The sequence below is a fragment of the Solibacillus sp. FSL H8-0523 genome (assembly GCF_038051985.1).
GTDB lineage: Bacteria > Bacillota > Bacilli > Bacillales_A > Planococcaceae > Solibacillus.
Genome location: NZ_CP150291.1, coordinates 2,060,314 through 2,082,360, shown reverse-complemented (window position 1 = coordinate 2,082,360; position 22,047 = coordinate 2,060,314). Strand labels below are relative to the sequence as shown.

Here is a 22,047-nt window from a genome sequence, read left to right as displayed (position 1 = left end):
ATTATTTTTCAAGCGCTTCGTTTACTAACTTCGCTTGTGCTGCTTTATGTGAATCGCCGTCACCTTCAGAAGTTGAGCTCATTGCAGGACGTCCTACATAGCGTACTTTTTTGCCTTCAGCGATATCATATAATGTTTCAAGAACAAATGTCCAAGAACCTTGGTTTTTAGGCTCTTCTTGTACCCAAACGATTTCTTTTGCATTCGGGAAACGCGCAATGATTTCTTGAACTTGAGCAGTTGGGAATGGATAGATTTGTTCAACACGTACGATGTGTAAGTGATCAAAACCTTCTCCGTCCTTCACGCGCTCAGCAAGGTCGATCATTACTTTACCTGTACCAAGAATTACTTTTTCAACTGCTTCTACATTTTTACCTAAGCCTTCTTGCTCGATAACTTCTTGGAAGCGACCGTTTGCAAGTTGATCAGCAGATGCTGCAGCTAATGGGTGACGTAGTAGACTCTTCGGTGAAACAACTACTAATGGACGAACGCCTTCAGTACCTAAAAGTGCTGCTTGACGACGTAATAGGTGGTAGTAGTTACCTGCATTTGAACAGTTTGCTACGAACCAGTTGTTTTCAGCTGATAATTGTAAGTAACGTTCCATACGGCTAGATGAGTGCTCTGGACCTTGGCCTTCATACCCGTGTGGTAAAAGGATTACGAAACCAGATTTTTGACCCCATTTAGAACGAGCACTTGAGATGAAGTTATCGAACATTACTTGTGCCATGTTCGAGAAGTCACCGAATTGTGCTTCCCATACAGATAATACGTTTTGGTTTTCTAAGTTGTAACCATATTCATAGCCTACTACACCTGGCTCAGTAAGTGGTGAGTTGTAAACTGTGAATGAAGCATTCACGCCTTCTACGTGGTGTAGTGGTGTGAATTCAGCACCATTGTTTTTATCATGTAATACTAAGTGACGTTGAGAGAACGTACCACGTTGTGCATCTTGACCAGTGAAACGAACTGGTGTGCCGTCTTGCGTAATTGTAGCGTATGCTAATGTTTCTGCATGACCCCAGTCAATTTTCGCTTCAGCAAATGCATCACGACGTTTTGCTAAGATTTTACCTAATTTGTTTTGTGGCTCAAAGCCTTCTTCAAATACTAGTAAATCTTCGTTCACTTTCGTTAAACGCTCCATATCAACAGCTGTGTTGATTTCTGGGAATTCAACTTTTAATTCTTCTGGCATATCCGGCGTTTTGTGCTCGTCTTTTTCTGCCATCGATTTAACGTGATCGTATGCTGCTTGCATTTCAGCGTAAATTTTCGCGTCTAATGCTTTTACTTCGTCTGCAGATAATACACCCGCAGTCGCTAATTCAGCACCGTATAACGCACGAATTGGTTCTTGTTTAGCAACTAATTTATATGTTTCTGGGTTTGTTACAGTTGGGTCATCTGTTTCGTTGTGACCGTAACGACGGTAACCGATTAAATCGATTACGATGTCTTTTTTGAATTTTGCACGGTAAGCAGCAACGAAGCGACCTACAGCAGCAACAGTTTCTGGGCTATCTGCGTTCACGTGAATAACTGGGATATCATAACCTTTTGCTGGGTCAGATGCGTAGTTAGAAGAACGTGAATCAAATAATTCCGTAGTGAAACCGATCATGTTGTTAGCGATAATTTGTACAGTACCACCTGTTGTGAAACCTTTAACTTGTGAGAAGTTAAAACCTTCAGTCACGATACCTTGACCAGCGAATGCAGCATCACCGTGTAAAATAATCCCTAGTGCTTTAGCAGCATCATGTTTCGCAAAGCCTGCAGCTGATGTATCATCTTGTGCAGCACGAACAGAACCGATTACGATTGGGTTACCAACCTCTAAGTGAGATGGGTTGTAAGCTAATTTAACGTTTAAACCAGAATCATACGTGTATGAAGCACCCATGTGGTATTTAACGTCGCCTGTCCAACCTTTTGTAATTTCTAATTTACCGTCTTCTGGTAAGAATAGGTCATTTGAAACGTGTGCAAAGTCAGAGAACATCATGTCGTATGGTTTGTTTAATACGTGTGTTAACACATTTAAACGGCCACGGTGAGCCATACCGATACGTACGTCTTTAACGCCATTGTTTTCCGACGATTTAATGATTTCATCTAATAAAATAATTTGTGTGTCTAAACCTTCACCAGAGAAGCGTTTTTGACCTACGAATGTTTTGTGAATGAATTTTTCAAAGTTTTCGATGCGTGTTAAACGCTCTAAAACTGATTTCTTTTCATCAGCAGCTAATGTTTGTTTGAAGGCACCTGATTCTACTTGTGCTTCAATCCAAGCGCGCTCTTCTGGATTTTGTAAGTGTGATACTTCAACGCCAACTTTGTCAGAGTACACTGATTTTAAGTAGTCGATTGCTTGTTTACCGTTTGTAACGCCTGCTGGCACTGTTGTGAAGAACACTTCAGCTGGAATCGCAGCAAGATCAGCGTCTGTTAGATTGAATACGCTTTCTTCAAAACGAGCTGTATCTAATACACGGTTCTTTAATGGATAAAGATCTGCCGCAAAGTGACCATTCTCACGGATAGATGCTGCTAATTTTACTGCAGCTAATACTTTTTTGTAGTCTCCAGAACCTGCTTGAGCAGCTGTAGTTGTTGCAACTGGTGCTTGACCATCTGCAAATACAGGACCACCGTAAGCTTGGAATAATTGTACTAATTCCGGTTCTACTTCTTCAGGAGATTGCAGGAATAAGTCGTATTGCTCTAGTACATAACCTAAGTTAGGACCAGAGAATGCTGACCATGGAGAACCTGCAAGTAATACATTGTTCGACATGAAAATAACCTCCAAATTTTGCCTAATGGCTGTTCCAATAATTTACTTAGAAAAACAGATTTTGAATAATATTAATACTATTCAAAAAGTTGTTTTATCCGCTGACGATAATAAAGAAAACTTTTTTATCTTCCAAAATAAATCAAATCATATTTTACCATTCTTTATCGCAGACTAAAAGAACATTGTCTGAACGCGCTAAAGAACATTTTTTCCATCTCAATCTTACTACTCCTCACAAAAAATACAACTATTTTTATAAAATTAAGCATTTTTTTTCGTGAACTATCGAAAATACACGGAGAATCACTAAATTTAGTCTATTTTTTCGGGAAATCTAGTATAAATACTGTCCCCTTATTTACGATACTTTCGACATTTATTTCGGCTTGGTATTTTTCCACTAGCATTTTTGTAATACTTAATCCCAGTCCGGTTCCACTAATTTCATTCGTTCTCGCTTCATCAATGCGGTAAAAACGATCAAAAATATGTGGTAAATGTTGTTGTGCAATACCGATGCCATTATCCTGAATCGTGACAGTAACTGCTAGGTTTCTATAATCAATTGTTGTCTTTAGTTTTGGCTGTAGTTGGTTATAGCGTATCCCATTACTCATAATATTTCTAAGGATTTGCATTAATGCATGTTCTGATACGGCTACAAACGTCGGATGCCCTAGTACATTTAACTCGAAAATCACCTGTGGAAAGAGCTGCACAAGCTCCTTCCGTACCTGCTCATACACCGCTGCGATATCCGCGCCTTGTGTTACATCTACCTCTTCGCGTCGTGCAAGCTGCAATAGCTCTTCAATCATCTTTTTCATGCGCGTAATTTCTGCTAACGACGTGTGAAGTGACTCCTCTAACACCGCTGGGTCATTTTTTCCCCAGCGCGATAAGAGCGATAAATGCCCTTCAATCACCTGAATCGGTGTTCTTAGTTCATGCGAGGCATCTGCCACAAATTGCTGTTGCTGCGTAAACGAAATTTCTAGCTCGTTCATTAATGCCCGGTACATCTGAAGTAAATCACCAATCTCATCATCCGCTTTATAACGAAACTCTGGCTGTGCTTTAAAACCGTTATTACGTACTAAATTCATCGCATCTCGCAGTTGTACAAGCGGCTTCATTAATACATTTGCCAAATAATAACTAATCGAAACCGAAAATAATAACGCGCCAGCTCCTACTATAATAATAGTAGTTAAAATATATTTCATCATGGATTGAAACGTCGATAACGGATGAATCAGCTGCATAATTCCTTGAAAGGGTCCAATCTGAACAAGTTGGTGGACGACAAAGGCATCTACCCCATCAATGGATTGTCGCTCCATCATTAATGTGTGATTCGTTTCGTTTTTCGGGAACCGCGCTACTGGTGTCACGTCATTTATGCGAATCACTTCAATGCCGTCAAAATTAAAAATTCGGACCGTTTGCTCTTGTGTTAAAATGGCTTTCATTAGCGCGCTATTATTTTGTAGCTTCTGTATTGTAACAGTACTACTTTGTGCTTCAAAAAAGCTCGTCATATCATCTACAGTACGCACCGCATTTTTTTCTTCGTTGTGTAAAAGCCATGTTTGTAAGGCGACATACAACACGACAGAGATGAGCGCATAGCTAATAAAAATTGTCGCCCCGACTGCTAGCATCCATTTCGATTTTAGCGATGCGTTAATCGCTTTTTCCTTTATTCGTTTCATGCGCGCACCACATACCCTACACCGCGTACAGTTTCAATGTACGGCAATTCCTCTGTTTGCAGTTTTGAGCGCAGGTGCCGGATATATACATCGACTACATTTGTTTCGACTTCCGTCTCATAGCCCCAAACCTGCTCTAAAATGACATCTCTCGTACAAACATGATTGCTATTTTCTACGAGTAGCTTGAGTAAATCATATTCTTTACGTGTAAGCTCTAGCTTTTGCCCTTCAAACGTTACCTCATAAGCACTCACATCGATTTCAAGATCCCGGACAACCAGTATGTCCTTTTGTTCGCTTGGCTTCACACGACGTAAAATAGAGCGAATACGGGCAAGTAGCTCTTCAATTGCAAACGGCTTCACGATATAATCATCGGCCCCTGCATCAAGGCCAGCGACACGGTCCAAAACCGCATCACGCGCTGTTAACAGTAAAATCGGCACATCACTTACTTTACGAATGCGACGACACACTTCAATGCCGTTTAGCTCAGGCAGCATGACATCGAGCAAAATACAGTCAAAGCGTTGTGAGAGCGCATAATCCAATCCCGTACGTCCGTCATTTGCCTGCATGGTTTCAAATTGTTCATGTTGCAGTTCAAGCTCTAAAAAACGAGCGATACTTTTCTCATCTTCTACAATCAAAATTCTTTGTTTCACGAATATTCCTTCTTTCCTTCATGAAAAATTACTTTTAGTTTACCACGAGTACTTATTTTCGCCATGAAAAAAAGGGAGCAAGAGTCCGCCCCCTTAGATTATATATTTATCTGGTATTCAGAAATCCGGTATGAATTCCTTGAATACTGTTTTGCTTCATAAAGCGCTTGGTCTGCTAGATCAATGAGATCATCTAGGTTTGAACTTTGATCTGGAAAAATCGAAATGCCAATCGATGTTGTTGGCGCGAAATGTACGTCTCGAATCGTCCAACCAATCGCTAACTGCTCTTTAATTGCTTCAATTATTTCAATTATTTGCTCTGTTCTTGCTTCCGCCTCGAGTGATAGACCCGCAACAACAATTAAAAACTCGTCCCCACCTAGGCGAATGACCAAATCATCATGATGTACACTATTAACAAGAGCTTGAGCGAAATGCTTTAAAAACTCATCGCCAACATCATGACCGTAAATGTCATTTACTTGTTTAAAACGGTCACCGTCTAAATAAAAGAGCGCTAAGCTAGATTCAGTAATTTTTGCTCGTTCAAGCAAATACGGGAAATCTTTATACAGTTTGAGACGATTGCCGAGCTGGGTTAAGCTGTCGTGATATGCTAAATAGGTAAGACGGTCCTCAAGCTCTTTACGCTCGGTAATTTCACGCGATACCATGACAATTTCTGAAACATCCTTATTGTGTAAATCAAGTGAAATCGTATAATTCCCTTCCGTCCAAATCGATGTGTTGTTTTTTGAGAGTAATTGTAACTCAATTTTTTGCTCTTGTACGGGGCTTTGACGTGGTTGCTGAATGACACCGCGCCAAATCTCACGGCTAGCCGATTTTAACAATCGTTCGTATGGCACGCCTATTAATTCATAATCTTGATAGCCTAGCTTACGAGCATATGACGGGGATGCATATTTAATCTCACCTGCTTGGTTAGTGATGACGATAAAGTCATTGGTGTTTTCAGTAATCGCACGGAATGTTTGCTCGATTTTATACATCTCAGACATTAATTTTTTATTTGATGAAATATTGTATTGTACGGCTAAATATTGTTCAATTTGCCCCTGCTCATTTTTTAGAGGAATTATCGTAGAATCTATCCAGTAAAGTTCGCCATTCTTCTTTCGATTACACACCTCTTCACGCCAAACCTTGCCCTGTTTAATTGTGCTCCACAAGGTGTCGAAGAATGCTTTTTCATGATAGCCTGAATTAAACATGCTGTGCTTTTGACCAATGAGTTCTTCACGATGATAGCCCGTATTTTCAATTACTCGCTCGTTAACATCTAAAATCGTGCCATTTGTATCGGTAAAAATAACATCCGCTGCCGAGGTTATGGCGTCTTTGAACGTTTGCAAACCGTGCGAAACCGTTTTTAATTCACGGCGTTGCTTAATGAAGGTGGTAATTTCCTGCAAGATGATAAACACCGCAAAAATTTGATCGTTACTTGTCAATGAAGAAAACGTCGCCGTATAGTAGCGCATTTGCCCGTCTTTATCAATGAATTTCAGCATTTTTGACGTTACACTTTCGCCCTTTTGCGCTTGCTGTATATAACTACGTAAATGAGGAGCTGTTTCCGGATCGATAAAGGGGATATCAAAAATCGTTTTGTCCTTAAAGTCTGTTCGTAAATTGTACTCCTCAGCAAATGTCGGATTCGCCTCAATGAGTCGCATATCATTCGAAACTAAAATGGTTGATAAAAACGAATTAAAAAATATCGAGCGCATAAATAAATATTTATCTTCCCGATCACGGCTCATATGGACTTCTTTTGTAATCGCTAAAATATATTGATGTTCGCCTTCAACTATTGGAACGTTTGATGTACGCTGCTTTCGCACTTCCATTTCCGTATACGTATAATCCTCATAATCAACCTGCTCACCAGTTTGAAGTGTCTGGTTATAGTAATTCAAGATATTTTTTGCTACATGTGGGGGTACCACTTGCCCAACCAGTTTTCCTGTAGGATTCATATTAATTAGTTTTGTCGCAGCTTCATTCACATGGACATAGCGATAATCCGTATCGTCCTTCTCCATAAAAAATACCGCGTCACGACTTTTACCAAATACAATTTCGAATTGCTCAACAGAAAAAACTGTGCTCATGCATATCCCCCCTTAATAAATCGTCACCACTAAATATATTGACTTAATTTAACTTTCACAAAATTATTACATTTTTCATATTGTAACTGCTCGTCAGTAGGAAAACAATCCTTAAATGTAAATTTATTACTGTTATATTCAATTTCATAGTGTGCGGTCAGTGTTGCATTGCCAATTAATGATAATTTATAGTGATTTTCATTTGTTTGTACATGACATTGCACAAAACCACCTGGGTTGTACACGGTTACGACATGATTCTTCACATAACCTTCGAGGTGTGCCACTAATGCTGAAGCGGTCATCGCTGTGCCACAAGCATTAGTAAAGCCAACGCCTCGTTCATAAGTACGAACAAAAATCTCAGCTTCAGTTAATGGATACACATAACTAACATTGACCCCGTCCGGACATATATCATTTTCCCCATTTAATTGAGACGCTAATTGTTGTTGATGTGCTGAATCTTGTATAAATTCTTTGGCTACAATTCCAATTAAATGAGGGTTGGGCACCGATACCGCTGTAAATGGAATAACTTCCGATAAACGTGTTAATGTTTCATGACGAACTTGTGTTTTGTCATCATAGTGCATTGGTAAGGAAACCAGTTCGAATGAAACAGGCGAAATTTCAACGGCATATGTAGGTAACTGTTCAAAAATCGATGGCGCTTTTTTCACGCGTAAATTCGCATGCATCGTTTCGATTAGTGCCTCGTTTACTTCTAGCTTTTCACAAACGTAACGCGCGACACAGCGTAGGCCGTTTCCACACATGGATGCTTCTGAACCGTCTGCGTTAATAACACGCATTTTCGCATCGGCCATATGTGATGGGAGCACGACTAATAAGCCATCTGCGCCACCTTCATTATTTTTATTGCATAACCACTTTGCTAATTGCACATAATTAGTTTTGTCATCATATAATGCTTCGTACAGATAAAATGTATTACTTGAACCGTGAACTTTTAGTAGTTTCATTTGCTAGCCCCCTTTTATCTTTTTACTACTTTATTATACTGCGCAAAAAATAGTTATGACAACAAAGAATAGAAAATTAAGATTAGTCAGAATTTATAGACATTTTAGAGAAAAAAATGTTGTTTTCGAGCTTGAAAGTTGCTCGAAGAGGATATATTATAATAAAATGTAGATAATAATTTTATTTCGATATTGTTTTTCATAGTCTAGGATAGAGCGAGACACACGACTAGCGTACAATAGTTTAACGTCAGATTCTTTTAGGTTGAATCAAGTTCGAAATGACTGCTGCCTTTGGATATTAAACCCTTTCACTTTGAAATGGTTTTTTTAATTTTCACAACAGGCTCTACCATCATTTTCTTCTTAAAAGGAGGCGTTTCTCATGTTAAAACATAGAGAACTTCATGAAACTGCAGAACTTTACGAGTTATTACGTCATCCATCTGTGTTTCCTTACGTACGTCAGAAAGCAACATCTGCTGAAGAGTATTTGTTTATGACGAAGCAATTAATCGAAGAAGAGCAAAACGGCTTAACGATTTCACGTACTATTGTCGATGAATGGAGTACGCCAATCGGCACAATTAGTATTTTTGATATTCAGGACGGTGCGGGCTTTTTAGGTACTTGGATTGGCCAACCCTTCCAAGGCTTTGGCTACAACCAAAAAGCAAAGTTAGCCTTCTTAAACGAGTTATTTTTCAACTATGACTTCCATACGGTATTTTTACGCATTCGCGAACAAAACGGTCGCTCACAAGCTGCCGCATTAAAATTACCTTATGTCGTTGATGCTGAGCACTCAAACCCGTCATTATTTGAAGAAATCAATCAGGGTGAAACAAAATTCCGCCTATTCAAAATTCCTAAAGACTTGTTCTACCTAACAACTGCCAACACGCAGGATGCAGAAGAAGAGCAAGCAATGTAAACAAAAAACCAACAGGGCGCGATTCCTGTTGGTTTTTTGTTTACTAAAGGTACGGGAGGCCAATATAGCAGATTACCTAACTGAAATACTGGGGGTTTTATATGTGAATAAAAACCATGGTACCAAGTGGAGCTCTAGATGATAATTCTAGAACATCATGATTAAACATCCTAATACATCCATGTGAGAGATTCTTACCGATTGATGAGGGGTTATTTGTTCCGTGTATACCGTAATGAGGTTTTGATAACCCCATCCAAAGTACTCCAAATTGTGCGGGTGGATTTAGTTGTTTATTAATAATCGTGTATGTCCCAGGAGGTGTTGGTGACAATATCTTCCCTACCGCAATGGGGTAAGTTTTAATAAGCCTGTTTCCATCTAAAAGTTTTAATTGATATTTTGATGTGGATACATCAATCCATATCGCCATGAAGATCAACTCCATTTTTTAATATTGTATTAAGTAACTTAGGAATTTGTTTAACTCCTTGTAGCACTATCAATAAGTACCCGATTTTTTTACCGTACATAATATAATTTATAAATATTAATGAATATGAAGGGATTGAGAAAAATGTACAATGTGCCTTATACGTATCAATATCCGCATTTTGCAAATTTATCAACTCATACTCAGAGAAATCCTACTAGCTATTGGGCTATTCCTAATGAGTTGGCATTTGGTTCTTATGGGTCTTTTTATGATGATCGCAGAAATGTATTAAAAGATTTTGGGCCAAACCCATTTGCTATAAATATCAATGAGGCTACCAAACAAAACAATACGTATCGTACAGCACTATGGACAGGAAATCATTTGCAACTCACATTAATGAGTCTAAATCCAGGGGAAAATATCGGTTTGGAAATGCACCCTAATGTGGATCAATTCTTACGAGTTGAACAAGGACAGGGAATTACACAAATGGGGAAAAGTAAAGATAATTTAAATTTACAATGGCAAGTCTTTGATGACTCCGCTATTTTTGTCCCCGCTGGAACGTGGCATGACCTTACAAATACAGGGAATATCCCGTTAAAACTATACTCCATATATGCTCCGCCAAACCACCCGTATGGTACGGTTCATCGGACGAAAGCAGATGCAATGGCGATGGAAAAAGATTTAGATAATGGGAACACAGTACTTTTCGGAAAGACTCCAGATGAATGGATAAAACATACAGAATTTTTGGTAAAAGAAGGTTTGGAAGATATTAAGAGAGGAATTAATATGACACACATTCTTCAAGAGTTTATTCTAATGGGTGTTCTTGTTGGAAAGGGATATTCTCCTGAGCAAGCATATGAAACAGTAGAAGAATGGGAACGTACAGGGACATCGAAACTTCTTCAACAAAGCAAAAATATGTAGAGAAACCATGCTCATAGTAATCAAAATCAGCCCAATTCAATTGAATAGGGCTGATCGATTCCTAACTTTCAGTCCCCAAAGCGGTGTTAACGTTAATGGATTTCAACTACTAAATAAATGTGCCCGGTTCAAGAAACAATTTGTATAAAAAAAAGCCGAGGTGCTTAAGTCACCCCGGTAAATCACTATTTTTCGTATTGTGTAATCAGTGACACCATTTCTGCTGGTGTTTTTGGACGTTCGACATCAAACATTTTGTCGATCATTTCTTCCGAATTCGCTGCTAAGTCCTGAACTGCTTGATAGAATGACTCTTTTGTCATCGTATCCTCGTCTAATACATGCGCGAAGCCTTGCTTTTTAAACAGGCGTGCGTTTAAAATTTGATCCCCGCGACTTTTTGCTGCGGATAATGGGATTAACAGCATCGGCTTGTGTAGCGCTAAAAATTCGAAAATAGAATTCGAACCGGCGCGTGACACGATAAAGTCAGCTGCATAAAGTAAATCCGGTAATTCATCTGTTACATAATCAAACTGACGATAACCTTCAAGCCCTTCTAGCGAGGCATCCTTGTTACCTTTACCACATAAGTGAATAATTTGGTATTGTTCAAGTAGTTTTTTTAAATTGGCACGCACGGCATCATTTACAACAACTGACCCTAAACTTCCGCCCATAATTAACATCACTTTTTTCTCTGCTGTAAAGCCACAAAACGCTAAACCGCGCTCGCGATTGCCTTCAAAGAGCTGCTGGCGAATGATTGAGCCGGTGCATGTCGCTTTGTCCTGCTGTAAATGCTTTAATGTTTCTTTAAACACCGTGAAAATATGCGACGCAAACGGTAAGGCGATTTTATTCGCTAAACCAGGTGTTACATCCGATTCATGCACGACTACAGGCACATTCGCTAACTTTGCTGCCACTACGACAGGCACAGACACGAAACCACCTTTTGAGAAAATAACGCTTGGCTTCACCTTTTTAATAATTGAAAAGGCTTGTAACACGCCGGCCATTACTTTGAATGGATCGGTAAAATTTTGTACCGAGAAGTAACGACGTAATTTCCCACTTGCAATACTGTGATACGGTATGTCCGGGAAGGCGTTGCCGATTAATTCTTTTTCAATACCCTCGTGTGAGCCGATATAATGCACATCATAGCCTGCTTCTACTAATGATGGGATAATCGCTTCATTTAATGAAACATGACCAGCTGTGCCCCCACCTGTTAAAATAATTGATTTTGCTTTCATAAGTTTCTCCTAACAAACAATATGACTATTCCATTTTATGCAACATGTATGCGATTCATGCATTTTCTACAGTTGTCGTCACGCAACTTACTATAGTTATATAATTTTATTCTAGTCGCAAGTACGCTTTTAAAGTTATATAATGGCTTTCATTTCATTTTAAAAGTATAGATATTGTTCATACATTTCAAACAAAATCAAACAATATTTTGTTCTAATCTTATGAACTATCCTCTTTATTGTAGCATATTTCATGAACATAGAAAACTTTTCATCTAAAATTAACAACATTGAACTTTAAAACCATATATTTTCAGTAGCATTACAGGCAAAAAATTATTATATGTATAAAGTAATTCGAACATTTAAACAGTTTAAACAAAAAGCCCACTCTAACTAGAGCAGGCGGTTAATCATTATTTTTTAATAAATTGTTGTGTCCATACATGACCTTGCTTCACGTAACCAACACCAATATGTGTGAAATCTTTGTTTAAGATGTTCGCGCGGTGACCTTCTGAATTCATCCAAGCTTCGACTACTTGTGCCGCGCTTGTTTGACCTTTGGCAATATTTTCACCAGCAGATCTGTAAGAAATTCCTAACGCTTTCAAACGGTCAAACGGGCTACCGTAAGTTGGCGATGTATGTGAGAAGTAGTTATTCACTTGCATATCTTTTGATTTTTCACGCGCTGCAGCCATTAAGGGCTTGTCCATCGCAAGTGCTGGTAAACTATATTTTGCACGTTCTTTATTAGTTAATTCAACGACTTGCTGTTCAATGACATCAATATCAGAAGCGGCTGGCGTCACTTGTTTTACAGGCTCTGCCTTCGTTACGCTTTCTGTTGGTACTTGTGCTGGTGCTTTCGGAGCCTCTTGTTTAACTTCTTGTGCTGGTGCTTTTGGCGCTTCTTGCTTCACTTCTTGTGTCGGTGCTTTTGGCGCTTCTTGCTTCACTTCTTGTGTCGGTGCTTTTGGCGCTTCTTGCTTCACTTCTTGTGTCGGTGCTTTTGGCGCTTCTTGCTTCACTTCTTGTGTCGGTGCTTTTGGCGCTTCTTGCTTTGTTTCCACTGTTGTTTCTTTTGGTGTTGTATGTGTTGGTTGCTTTACTTCCTCAATTGTTTCTTTAGGAGCGGCTTGTTCGGTTACGGCCACTTTTTTAACTGACCACTGCATCTTAAATAGTGCATTGACCTTTAATCGATATTCAGAAACCGATTGGAAGTAGTTCACTTTCGCTTTCTCGCTTACCTCCTCTGCATTGGCAACAGGCGCTTGCGTTGCTAAAAGTAATACTGTACAAAATGTTAGAACTGATTTTTTCATTTTGGTACATCTCCTTTCGTTCGTGTTTCCATCGTACATGCAAAATCTCAAAAAAAATGACCTATAAATTGGTAAGTTGTCCATTTACCAATCTATAAGCCTAGTTTTAGCGGTTTATCCACTATCATTATGCGTAAATTTATCCAATTTACGCAACACTTTCATCTGAAAAGGTGTTGACGACTATTCGCCGATCACTTGTACGTCTTTAATATTTTCACCGATCATCACCAAATTCGGTGCCATTTTCACGTATTCTGGCAGCCATTGCACCATACCGTATGCATATTGGAATAACATTGGGTTTTTAATGCCTTCAATCGGCACATACCCCTTCATACGGTAAACGGTTTCTGGTAAGCTGCGCACCCAGTCCTCAAAATCCTCTTGCGTGAAGCTTGTCGTGAACTCGATTAAACGTGAGCCAAGGTTAAAGCTTTCACCAATGCGCGCAGAAACGATGTCGTCTTTTGCGATGCGCGTTGTTGACTGCATGTTTTGTAGGAGCTTTAGTGGTACACGGCCGTTTGTTGTTTGTAAAAGATAGGCCTTTGAGTTAAAGCCTTGTAGTTCATAAACAACCTGCGCTTGCTCAGATTCTGTTAGTAAATCTGATTTGTTTGCGAGTAAAAGGTGCGCGTGGCGAATTTGCTCCATAAATAATGAGCGTACTTGCGGTGTAAGGCTTGCACGGTCTAACCACAGCTTGCTGTCTGCTACTGTCACAATACCTTTAATATTAAGTTTATCGGCAAATAACGGCGAATACACCGCATCTAACGCTTCTACAGGGTGTGCGGCACCTGTAGTTTCAATAATGAGTACATCAAACTCTTGATCATGTAATAATGATTGAATTTGTGCCTCTGTTTTCTCCGCGCCACTGCAGCAAATACAGCCTTCGAGCATTTCTTTTAATGGGACATCCTCTTCCACTGCTTGTGAGTCAAATGGTAGTTTTCCAAGCTCGTTCATAATAACTGCCGGTTTTAAGCCCTGTTCTTTAAATTGACGAATCGTGTCCGTCAACATCGAAGTTTTCCCACTGCCTAAAAATCCACTAAATAAATATACGTCTTTCATCTCTTCACGTCCTTAATACAATGGGCCGGCTTAGGTTATCCCTAAACCAGCCCATCGTGTTATTCTTCACTAGATGCTTTGTTGCCACCTAATAATTCTTTTGCTTTTAAAATTTGGGGATCATCTGTTTTTAGCTTTTCGCTAATCGCATCCATTAATGCATACGTAGTTTCACCCGTTAAGACACCTGTTACTTCTAACGCTTGGTCTTTTTGGTATTGCTTTAATGCGTCAACTGACTCATCAGTGAATGTAGTATCGACTTCACCTGGGTCATAGCCAAGCACTTCTAAAATACGTTCAGCCGTTTGAATCATTGGATGTGTTGCCCCTGCTTCAAACGTCTGCGCTGGATCTACATATGGTAGTGAGGCATAATCTGGGTATTTCACTTCTACATCAGGTTTAATTCCCTTTTCGTTCACCCAGTTACCATCTGGTGTTAGCCATTTACCTGTTGTGAATTTTAAGTTTGCGCCGTCTTCCATGTAGAGAACTTCTTGCATTGTGCCTTTACCGAATGACGTTAACCCAACAATCGTTGCACCCATTGATTCTTTTAACGCACCTGCTAAAATTTCAGAAGCCGAAGCACTACCCTCATCAATTAATACCGTAATTGGTAAGTTATATTTTGAACGGTTGTCTGCTGTGACAACAGCTGGCTCTTGACCCTTTTCTTGAATCTGTACAATATTTTTACCAGATTCAACGAACAAGTTCGAAATATCGATGGCTGCTTTTAAATAGCCTCCTGGATTTTGACGAACATCTAAAATGATGCCAGTCATGCCTTGTTGATCAAATTCTTTAATTAATATTTCTAATTCTTTTGCAGTGTTTTCACTAAATGATGTGATTTGGAAGTGTGCAATGCCATTTTCATCAAGCTCACCATAGACCGTTTCAACCGGAATGTCGTCACGAACGATGGTAACATCAAATGGTTCTGCCTCACCACGTTGGATTGTTAATGTAACTTCTGTTCCCTTTTCACCACGGATTAGAAGTACAGCCTCTGTAGAGCTCATACCTTTAACACTTTTGCCATCTACGGCTAATACCATATCTTTTGGCTGTAATCCTGCTTTTTCAGCTGGCGTGTTTTTGATTGGCGAAACAATCATCACGTAGCCATTACGTTCCGAAATCTCTGCACCAATGCCTTGGAAGCTTGATGACAGATTCTCATTGAACGATGTCGCTTCTTCTTTGTCCATATAATCCGAGTATGGATCTCCGAGTGCATCAAACATACCGTTAATTGCACCGTGAATTACTTGTTGTTGATCGATATCTTCGTAGTATTTCGCATTTAATGCGTCATACGCCTCGTACAGCTGTTTAAATTCAGTTCGTTCTACTGGGACTTTTACTTCTACGACCTTTTTCTCGCCGAATGTTAAGGCAAAAATCGTTAACCCCGCAGTTAATACAATGGTAAGGAATAACAGCATAATTAAAGCAAATGGTTTCATACGAAGAAATTTCCCCGCAGGCTTCGCTTGCACTTGCTGCTCGTTGTTTTCTGATTGCTGCCCATTTTGATTTTGTTCTTCCATTTCAATTTTCACCACTCTCATATTTACAATGACTAATTTCACACATATACCAATAATAGCAGTTTACCAGGAGTTAGAAAAGAACAGACGCTATTTTTTTTATTTGGTTTCCCATAACAAAGAAAAAAGCAGTGCAATTGAGCAAAAATTGCTCTTGCACTGCTAGCTATTACTCCGAAATCGCTTTGTTTTTGACTTCATCCGGTATTTTGATTTCATCTAATTGATCAAATTTCGAATAGTTGATAGTGGCGTCAGTTGTGATTTTTGATTGCTGGCCTTGCTCATCCATTAATATTGTTAAATCCATTGTCATTTCTTCGGTATCAAACGTTTCTTTATTAATGGTTAACTCATATTTTGAGTCTTCAAATGCCATCGTTTCAAATACATCTCCACTTTGCTCTGTCAATTCACTCAAACTCGTTCCAAGCTGCCCCATAACGAGTTCTTTGAATTTTTCTCCTTCAACATGAAGTGTTAGTAAATAGTTCTTGTCGTCCTGTTTAAACTCAAAATCTTCGACAAATTGTTTCAACTGTTCAAGTTGTGCGGTAGCATCGGCCTGGGCTCCGGTTTGCGCTAACATTTGCTCGTATTGATCATCCGGCAATTTCATCCATTCATTCGCTTCAGCATTTAACATATAAAATCCATCTGCTTCGGTCATATACATTTCAAGTGGCATTTCCATCATTTCGCCGCCCATATCCATCGCTACCGTGCCTGTCATAAACATTGCGAGCGGGCTTTGCTGAGCGTCCATTTCAAAATTAGATGCGGTTGTAAAGAGCATTTGTTGCCCTTCAAATTCCATTTCCATCTCTTGTTTCATATCAACAGCTGCATGAACATTTTTTAATGTTTGTTGACGTTCAATGGCTTTGTCAAATACTTGCTGTAACGTTAAGTTAGATTCGTCTTGAGTCCCTGTAACAGGCGCTGCCGTATCGCCACACGCTGCTAATGCTAAAACAGCAAGTGCGGATGTCGCTAAAAAGTAATGTTTCTTCATTCGTTCTGCCCCCTTTTCTATTGCACACATAGAAATATACCCTTTTTCACAAATTATTATCACTTCAAGCTATTTTAGTTCGTATTTATAGTTTGGCTCTTGATAATGGGTCAATTGCTCTGGTTCAAGCTGTTGACCATCTAATGTTTCATATTCAAATTGATGCACTTTCCCATGCGCAAAATATGTATACCTCACATTGGGCTCGTCCGTGAAAATCACAGTCACATAAAACGCTGGGAGCTTTTTGCCCCATATCCCTTCAATTTGTTGAATATCGGCTTTCTCATAGTGCTGCTCGGTTGTTAAATAATCGAGTACGTGATTTTTGAAAAGTACTTTGTTAATTTGAACGTAGCTAATTGGTATTAGCACGATCATTAGTATGATGATGAGCGCAATCAGCCCTTTTTTCAAAGATAACGCCCTTTATTTATTGTATAATATTTACATATATTATACAAGTGACCCAGCAATCAAAAAAGTAAGACTAAATTCGTAAAAGCAACCCCGCATTATGGTGATGAGCCACAACTGCGGGATGCTTACTGCCTACTTCAAATAAACGTGAGTAAAGGTGGCTCTCGAATTAACTGAATCGTACAATTAGATGCCGGCTCATTAGTATGGTAAAATAATTTAACACACAATAAACGACAGCAACAAGAGAAGAGGAGCCTACATGCCGTATTGGTTACACAACACATTATTTGTTTTATTATTAATCGTGACATTTGGTTGCGTTTCGAGCGGAATCGAATGGAAGAAAAAGCCACAACCTTTTGAGAACTAACTCTCAAAAGGTTTCGCTCAAATATTACATCACAAGTCATCTTTCTCGTTAGTACGGGATGATGATTTTTTTATTTGCTAAAGCTTTTTAAAAATCCCCTCACTTATAAGTTTATTTCATACGTTTCTTCAATAAACTTATGCAGTTCCACATAGGTTGCAAATGCCACACCGATGACAATTTCATTTTCAGTTGATTCTGTTGAAATTTTTGACTTCTTTTCATTAAATTGATGAAAATCCATCGGTAGCCTTTTGATTTCTTCATGAATATTGTGCGCGGCTTTATTTCGCCAATTATTCAGCAACCTTAAATTTTCATACAGTTTTTGCTCGATTAACCCCATTGAAAAGACAAAATATAATTTGATGGCATAATTTGAATCCAGGATTGGAATGTAGGAGTCGCCTCGATTTTTTTTCGTAAAATCCTCGACCCCAACTGCTTTGGCTTTTATCAGGCTATTAATGGCATTTTCACAAAAAAGGTGCACGGTGACAATGTTCGATAACGGATCGCTATTATTCGTTAATCTTTCCACAAATATTTTCCCTACTTCTTTACTCATTCACTCAGCTCCTTTTCCCTCATTATTTGATAAAGAAGGCATTTCCATAACAACTTCTTATCATGATTTTAAGTGTATTTCCATTTGTTTAGTTCTATTTTAAAAGCACATACTAGGACAATAAAAAGGAGTGCGATTTTGAAAGCCTTACTTGTCATTTCCAGCATTGTTGTCCCACTTGTTATGCTTTATCTTGTGCAAAAAAGCGATAAAGTAAAAATAGTTTTTAATGGGTTTGCTCTTCTTTCCACGATCATTTTCGGCGGGATTGCCGCTACATCCATCTATCAAATCATTGTCGATGATGCCGTATTTATGACCTCCATCCATGCCCTATTTTTAAATGAAGTGTTTTTAATTGCAGGTGCGTATGTTGGTGTATTCGTTATTTACAGGCTGATGCTCCTGACGTGGAAAGAAAGATGAGGAAAGCTGCAGCACAAATTTTTTACAGAATAAAAAAAACACCTCTGTACAGACTACTTGTAGGAGGTGAAGACGATGTCAAACAATAATAATAACAATAACAACAACAACCTTAACTTCAAGAAAAAAATGAATACCGAGTTTGGGCGCGACACAGATGTAAACGAAATTAAACAACAGAATCAACAAGCGGAAGCAAAAAAACAACGCGCTTCTGGGTTATTTTCAAGCAATCGTTTCCAAAATTCGAATTCTAAAAATGTAGAATTTGGACAGGAAACAGACGTGAACCAAGTACGTCAGCAAAACCAACAAGCCGAAGCGAAAAAACAGCAAGCTTCTGGCCGTTTTTCAAACAACAATAACCAAAATAATAATCAGTAAGTCAGATTATACAGCCGGCATCTTTTTGCCGGTTGTTTTATTTTGCGCAGAATCATTAAAAAGAAACGACCAACGAAAAATGTGTTGGTCGTTTCTAAATAACTCTTAGAAATTCGGATTGATATAGCCATCATCAGGATTTGTGCCTGTACGATGGCATGTATTTAATGTTGCCATTTCAGCGACTTCATTTGCTGTTAATGCAAAATCAAACACCTTTAAGTTTTCTTCTAGGCGTTCCTTCGTCACTGATTTTGGAATGGCGATATTGCCCACTTCAAGCTGCCAGCGTAGAATAATTTGTGCAGGTGTTTTTTCATATTTGGCCGCAAGACGCTTAATGATTGGATGTGTAAACACAATCCCCGTTCCAAGTGGCGCGCAAGATGTTACCGCGATGTCATGCTGTGTACAGTACGCGCGTAAATCCATCTGTGATAATGACGGATGAACTTCGATTTGATTGACCATTGGCGAAACATTGCATGATGTAAACAGCTCGTCTAAATGATGGCGATGGAAATTAGAAACACCCGGTACACGAATTAGCTTTTCTTCATACAGGCGCTCTAGTGCACGGTACGTATCTTTCATTGTCGATTTCGGCCAGTGAATTAAGTAAAGATCTACATAATCTAACCCTAGCTTTTGTAGTGATGTTTCAAACGCTTTTAATGTTTGGTCATAGCCTTGATCGCTATTCCAAACCTTTGTCGTAATAAACAACTCCTCACGTGCAATGTTCGCATCCTTAATGGCGCGTCCCACCGCTTCTTCATTCGCATAAATGGCCGCTGTATCAAGATGACGGTAGCCAAGCTCTAATGCCTGTGATACCCCCTTATACGCCACATCATGGTCCTTCATGCGGAATGTTCCGTAGCCGATAAGAGGCATTTCTACGCCGTTTGCTAATGTTTTTGTTGTAATTGTCATTTTTTATCCACTCCTTCTCTTGTCAATAATTTACCATGAATGGTAGGGAAATGCATATGGCGAATTGTAGGAAGTTAGCATTTACCCTACAAAAACAACTAACCGCGTAGCAGCGTACATTGCCACGTGGTTAGTTATTGATCTGTTACAAATTACTTTTTTAAAATAAACGAGCTAATACTGTCAACAAGTCCTTCAGCAAGTGGCAGTGTTGGGTTGGTATAAGTCGCAATATTTCCTGCCAGATCCGTTGGGGAATCTTTTAGTACGTGATTCATCGTGTCAAAATATTGGAGTTTTGCAGAAGGCTTCGCTGCGCTTAAGCGTTCAGCATCGCTCACTTTTACTTGGACATCGTTTTTCCCTTGAATAATTAACGTTTCCACATCTAGAGACTTTAAAATCTCCGAAGGGTCGTATTGTAGCCAAGAAATCATATATGGTTGAACTGAAGGTCTAAATAATGAATATAAGCTTTCTGGTACCGTTTCAACTTTATCGCCTTTTTTCAACACGGCTAAAATGTTCTTACTTGCTTTCAGTAATTCTTCCGATAGCTGTGGTGTTAACTGTTCAATCAATATGTCGTCAACTGGACGTCCAGCACCAGCGAGCGAAATAACCGAATCTACTTTCGTTGAAGTTGCCGCAACCATTCCGACTAATGAGCCTTCACTGTGTCCAATAACGTGGACTGTAGAAAATCTTGGATCGGCATTTATTGCTTTGACGATTCTCTCCACGTCCTGTGCGTACAAATCAAATACTAAGTCTTCTTCTTTGGCAACGAGCGCGGTATTTTCACCGATTCCACGCTTATCATAGCGAATTGTCGCAATCCCTTTTTCTGCTAACTCTTCTGCCAGCATTTTGTAGCTATTATTTTCACCAATAGCAGTATTTCCATCCTTCGTTGTTGGACCTGAACCGGCGATAATTATCCCAACTGGAACTGGTGCACTTTGTTCAGTTGGCATTTGAAGCGCCACTTTCAATTCTCCGCCCGTTACGGGAATTACTAGCTCGTCATATGTCACTTCTACTTCCTCAGGTACAAAAGGTGTTAATGTGATTGGTAGCTCCATGCCGCTTTGTGAGAATGTTGCACTAATTTTTTCTTGCTCCACAGTACCTTCAATGACAATTGGTGCACCTGGTAGATTAATTTCTACACGTAGTTTGTTACCTGTTTGTGTTACCGATTTGATCGGATGGTTTTTTAACGCTTGCGCCGGTACAGAGAATGTCCCTGTCCCGTCTTCAGATAAATGCAATTGAATATTTAACGGACTTTGTGGAATGTCTAATGTACCACTCCAATTACCACTGTAGTTTGGCATGACTGCCTCCTCACTAGATATTAAGCGATATAAAAATAGCGCATAATGCCCTCTCGTCAGTTGGTCGTTTGGATGGAACAGACCAGTCGTAGTAACACCACTACTAGCAAAGGCTTGTATATATGGCATGCTCCAATGGTTTTTCGCCACATCTTGGAATGTAACCTTTTCACCGGGTTGTAGTTTAAACGCGAGTGCCATTACTTTTGCTGCTTGTGCTCGTGTAATTGCTTGGTCTGGTTTAAATGTGCTATCTTCATAGCCATCAATAATGCCTGCACGGTATGCTTTTTGAATTGCTTCGGAATACGGGTGATTTGTCGGAACATCAGAGAACGCCTTTGCTTCTCGTATTGGCGTTAAATCCACTGCATTGTTAATGATCGAGATGACATGTTGACGCGAAATCGATTGTTCTGGTCGGAATGTGTGATCACTATATCCTGTAATCAATTTTTCTGCCGATAAAAATTGCACAGCCTCCGCATATTCGCTCATAGGTGAAATATCCGTAAATACCGTATCCGCACTTACTGGTACAACGACTGCAGGAATTGCTATTGCTGACGCTAAAACAGTTGTAAACATTTTTTTCTTCATCTTCTTTACCCCCTATTAGATAGCTTTATATTCATTTACGTGTAAATAATGGAAATGTTTCAAAAATCAAAAAAATATTTCACCTTCATAACCCTATTACATAATAA

General features: G+C 39.2%; 19 protein-coding genes. 4 read left to right on the top strand and 15 right to left on the bottom strand.

Features of this window, described 5'->3' with window-relative positions; genetic code table 11:
* Position 1: 1 nt before the first annotated feature.
* The 5 genes from NSQ62_RS10400 to dapF all read right to left on the bottom strand — a co-directional run bounded on the left by NSQ62_RS10400 (position 2) and on the right by dapF (position 8,328).
* Positions 2-2,815, bottom strand: a complete 2,814-nt coding sequence (locus NSQ62_RS10400) for a 2-oxoglutarate dehydrogenase E1 component (protein WP_341320072.1) — start codon at positions 2,813-2,815, stop codon at positions 2-4.
* A 320-nt stretch (positions 2,816-3,135) separates the two neighbouring features.
* Positions 3,136-4,533: an ATP-binding protein gene (locus tag NSQ62_RS10395; protein ID WP_341320071.1), complete on the bottom strand. Its 1,398-nt coding sequence runs from the start codon at positions 4,531-4,533 to the stop codon at positions 3,136-3,138.
* Positions 4,530-5,201 carry a response regulator transcription factor gene (locus NSQ62_RS10390; protein ID WP_341320070.1) on the bottom strand — a complete coding sequence of 224 codons (672 nt, stop codon included), beginning with the start codon at positions 5,199-5,201 and terminating at the stop codon, positions 4,530-4,532. Before NSQ62_RS10390 ends, NSQ62_RS10395 begins: the two co-directional genes overlap by 4 nt.
* 98 nt (positions 5,202-5,299) lie before the next feature.
* Positions 5,300-7,342: a diguanylate cyclase gene (locus tag NSQ62_RS10385; RefSeq protein ID WP_341320069.1), complete on the bottom strand. Its 2,043-nt coding sequence runs from the start codon at positions 7,340-7,342 to the stop codon at positions 5,300-5,302.
* Positions 7,343-7,371: 29 nt separating this feature from the next.
* Complete coding sequence (dapF, locus tag NSQ62_RS10380; RefSeq protein WP_341320068.1) at positions 7,372-8,328, bottom strand: diaminopimelate epimerase; 957 nt, start codon at positions 8,326-8,328, stop codon at positions 7,372-7,374.
* 385 nt (positions 8,329-8,713) lie between these two features.
* On the opposite strand from dapF, the gene NSQ62_RS10375 reads away from it, so the two are divergent.
* On the top strand, positions 8,714-9,262 hold the full coding sequence (locus NSQ62_RS10375) for a GNAT family protein (RefSeq protein ID WP_341320067.1): 549 nt from the start codon (positions 8,714-8,716) through the stop codon (positions 9,260-9,262).
* Between the two features lie 97 nt (positions 9,263-9,359).
* Here the strand turns inward: NSQ62_RS10375 and NSQ62_RS10370 are convergent, their stop codons facing one another.
* Positions 9,360-9,695, bottom strand: a complete 336-nt coding sequence (locus NSQ62_RS10370; protein WP_341320066.1) for a L,D-transpeptidase — start codon at positions 9,693-9,695, stop codon at positions 9,360-9,362.
* Between the two features lie 144 nt (positions 9,696-9,839).
* Between NSQ62_RS10370 and NSQ62_RS10365 the strand changes: the two genes are divergently transcribed.
* Positions 9,840-10,640: a cupin domain-containing protein gene (locus NSQ62_RS10365; RefSeq protein WP_341323852.1), complete on the top strand. Its 801-nt coding sequence runs from the start codon at positions 9,840-9,842 to the stop codon at positions 10,638-10,640.
* A gap of 185 nt (positions 10,641-10,825) precedes the next feature.
* On the opposite strand, the gene NSQ62_RS10360 is transcribed toward NSQ62_RS10365, so the two are convergent.
* From NSQ62_RS10360 to NSQ62_RS10330, 7 genes are all read right to left on the bottom strand, one after another.
* Complete coding sequence (locus NSQ62_RS10360) at positions 10,826-11,902, bottom strand: undecaprenyldiphospho-muramoylpentapeptide beta-N-acetylglucosaminyltransferase (protein WP_341323851.1); 1,077 nt, start codon at positions 11,900-11,902, stop codon at positions 10,826-10,828.
* Positions 11,903-12,318: 416 nt separating this feature from the next.
* On the bottom strand, positions 12,319-13,233 hold the full coding sequence (locus tag NSQ62_RS10355; protein ID WP_341323850.1) for a CAP domain-containing protein: 915 nt from the start codon (positions 13,231-13,233) through the stop codon (positions 12,319-12,321).
* A 183-nt stretch (positions 13,234-13,416) separates the two neighbouring features.
* Positions 13,417-14,316 carry a CobW family GTP-binding protein gene (locus tag NSQ62_RS10350; RefSeq protein ID WP_341323849.1) on the bottom strand — a complete coding sequence of 300 codons (900 nt, stop codon included), beginning with the start codon at positions 14,314-14,316 and terminating at the stop codon, positions 13,417-13,419.
* A 59-nt stretch (positions 14,317-14,375) separates the two neighbouring features.
* The gene (locus NSQ62_RS10345) at positions 14,376-15,878 is read right to left on the bottom strand and encodes a S41 family peptidase (RefSeq protein WP_341323848.1); all 1,503 of its coding nucleotides are present in this window, start codon (positions 15,876-15,878) and stop codon (positions 14,376-14,378) included.
* 169 nt (positions 15,879-16,047) lie between these two features.
* Positions 16,048-16,893: a DUF6612 family protein gene (locus NSQ62_RS10340; RefSeq protein WP_341323847.1), complete on the bottom strand. Its 846-nt coding sequence runs from the start codon at positions 16,891-16,893 to the stop codon at positions 16,048-16,050.
* A gap of 69 nt (positions 16,894-16,962) precedes the next feature.
* Positions 16,963-17,310: a DUF3139 domain-containing protein gene (locus NSQ62_RS10335; RefSeq protein WP_341323846.1), complete on the bottom strand. Its 348-nt coding sequence runs from the start codon at positions 17,308-17,310 to the stop codon at positions 16,963-16,965.
* A gap of 479 nt (positions 17,311-17,789) precedes the next feature.
* Positions 17,790-18,254, bottom strand: coding sequence for an RND transporter (locus NSQ62_RS10330; protein WP_341323845.1), 465 nt, complete (start codon positions 18,252-18,254; stop codon positions 17,790-17,792).
* 138 nt (positions 18,255-18,392) lie between these two features.
* On the opposite strand from NSQ62_RS10330, the gene NSQ62_RS10325 reads away from it, so the two are divergent.
* Positions 18,393-18,680 (top strand): transposase, encoded by a 288-nt coding sequence (locus NSQ62_RS10325; protein ID WP_341323844.1) that lies wholly within the window; start codon positions 18,393-18,395, stop codon positions 18,678-18,680.
* A gap of 75 nt (positions 18,681-18,755) precedes the next feature.
* Entirely contained in the window at positions 18,756-19,064 is a 309-nt protein-coding gene (locus tag NSQ62_RS10320) for a gamma-type small acid-soluble spore protein (protein ID WP_341323843.1), read from the top strand.
* Positions 19,065-19,169: 105 nt separating this feature from the next.
* Here the strand turns inward: NSQ62_RS10320 and NSQ62_RS10315 are convergent, their stop codons facing one another.
* Both NSQ62_RS10315 and NSQ62_RS10310 read right to left on the bottom strand, forming a co-directional pair.
* Positions 19,170-20,000: an aldo/keto reductase gene (locus NSQ62_RS10315; RefSeq protein WP_341323842.1), complete on the bottom strand. Its 831-nt coding sequence runs from the start codon at positions 19,998-20,000 to the stop codon at positions 19,170-19,172.
* A 152-nt stretch (positions 20,001-20,152) separates the two neighbouring features.
* Entirely contained in the window at positions 20,153-21,940 is a 1,788-nt protein-coding gene (locus NSQ62_RS10310) for an S-layer homology domain-containing protein (RefSeq protein ID WP_341323841.1), read from the bottom strand.
* Positions 21,941-22,047 lie beyond the last annotated feature (107 nt).

What these genes read in the sequence shown, in the direction of transcription:
- NSQ62_RS10385 (WP_341320069.1), bottom strand. Translation starts at nt 7,342, where the DNA reads ATGAGCACAGTTTTTTCTGTTGAGCAATTCGAAATTGTATTTGGTAAA.
- NSQ62_RS10345 (WP_341323848.1), bottom strand. Translation starts at nt 15,878, where the DNA reads ATGGAAGAACAAAATCAAAATGGGCAGCAATCAGAAAACAACGAGCAG.
- NSQ62_RS10315 (WP_341323842.1), bottom strand. Translation starts at nt 20,000, where the DNA reads ATGACAATTACAACAAAAACATTAGCAAACGGCGTAGAAATGCCTCTT.
- NSQ62_RS10370 (WP_341320066.1), bottom strand. Translation starts at nt 9,695, where the DNA reads ATGGCGATATGGATTGATGTATCCACATCAAAATATCAATTAAAACTT.
- NSQ62_RS10355 (WP_341323850.1), bottom strand. Translation starts at nt 13,233, where the DNA reads ATGAAAAAATCAGTTCTAACATTTTGTACAGTATTACTTTTAGCAACG.
- NSQ62_RS10365 (WP_341323852.1), top strand. Translation starts at nt 9,840, where the DNA reads ATGTACAATGTGCCTTATACGTATCAATATCCGCATTTTGCAAATTTA.
- NSQ62_RS10360 (WP_341323851.1), bottom strand. Translation starts at nt 11,902, where the DNA reads ATGAAAGCAAAATCAATTATTTTAACAGGTGGGGGCACAGCTGGTCAT.
- NSQ62_RS10400 (WP_341320072.1), bottom strand. Translation starts at nt 2,815, where the DNA reads ATGTCGAACAATGTATTACTTGCAGGTTCTCCATGGTCAGCATTCTCT.
- NSQ62_RS10350 (WP_341323849.1), bottom strand. Translation starts at nt 14,316, where the DNA reads ATGAAAGACGTATATTTATTTAGTGGATTTTTAGGCAGTGGGAAAACT.
- NSQ62_RS10310 (WP_341323841.1), bottom strand. Translation starts at nt 21,940, where the DNA reads ATGAAGAAAAAAATGTTTACAACTGTTTTAGCGTCAGCAATAGCAATT.
- dapF (WP_341320068.1), bottom strand. Translation starts at nt 8,328, where the DNA reads ATGAAACTACTAAAAGTTCACGGTTCAAGTAATACATTTTATCTGTAC.
- NSQ62_RS10320 (WP_341323843.1), top strand. Translation starts at nt 18,756, where the DNA reads ATGTCAAACAATAATAATAACAATAACAACAACAACCTTAACTTCAAG.
- NSQ62_RS10375 (WP_341320067.1), top strand. Translation starts at nt 8,714, where the DNA reads ATGTTAAAACATAGAGAACTTCATGAAACTGCAGAACTTTACGAGTTA.
- NSQ62_RS10340 (WP_341323847.1), bottom strand. Translation starts at nt 16,893, where the DNA reads ATGAAGAAACATTACTTTTTAGCGACATCCGCACTTGCTGTTTTAGCA.
- NSQ62_RS10395 (WP_341320071.1), bottom strand. Translation starts at nt 4,533, where the DNA reads ATGAAACGAATAAAGGAAAAAGCGATTAACGCATCGCTAAAATCGAAA.
- NSQ62_RS10330 (WP_341323845.1), bottom strand. Translation starts at nt 18,254, where the DNA reads ATGAGTAAAGAAGTAGGGAAAATATTTGTGGAAAGATTAACGAATAAT.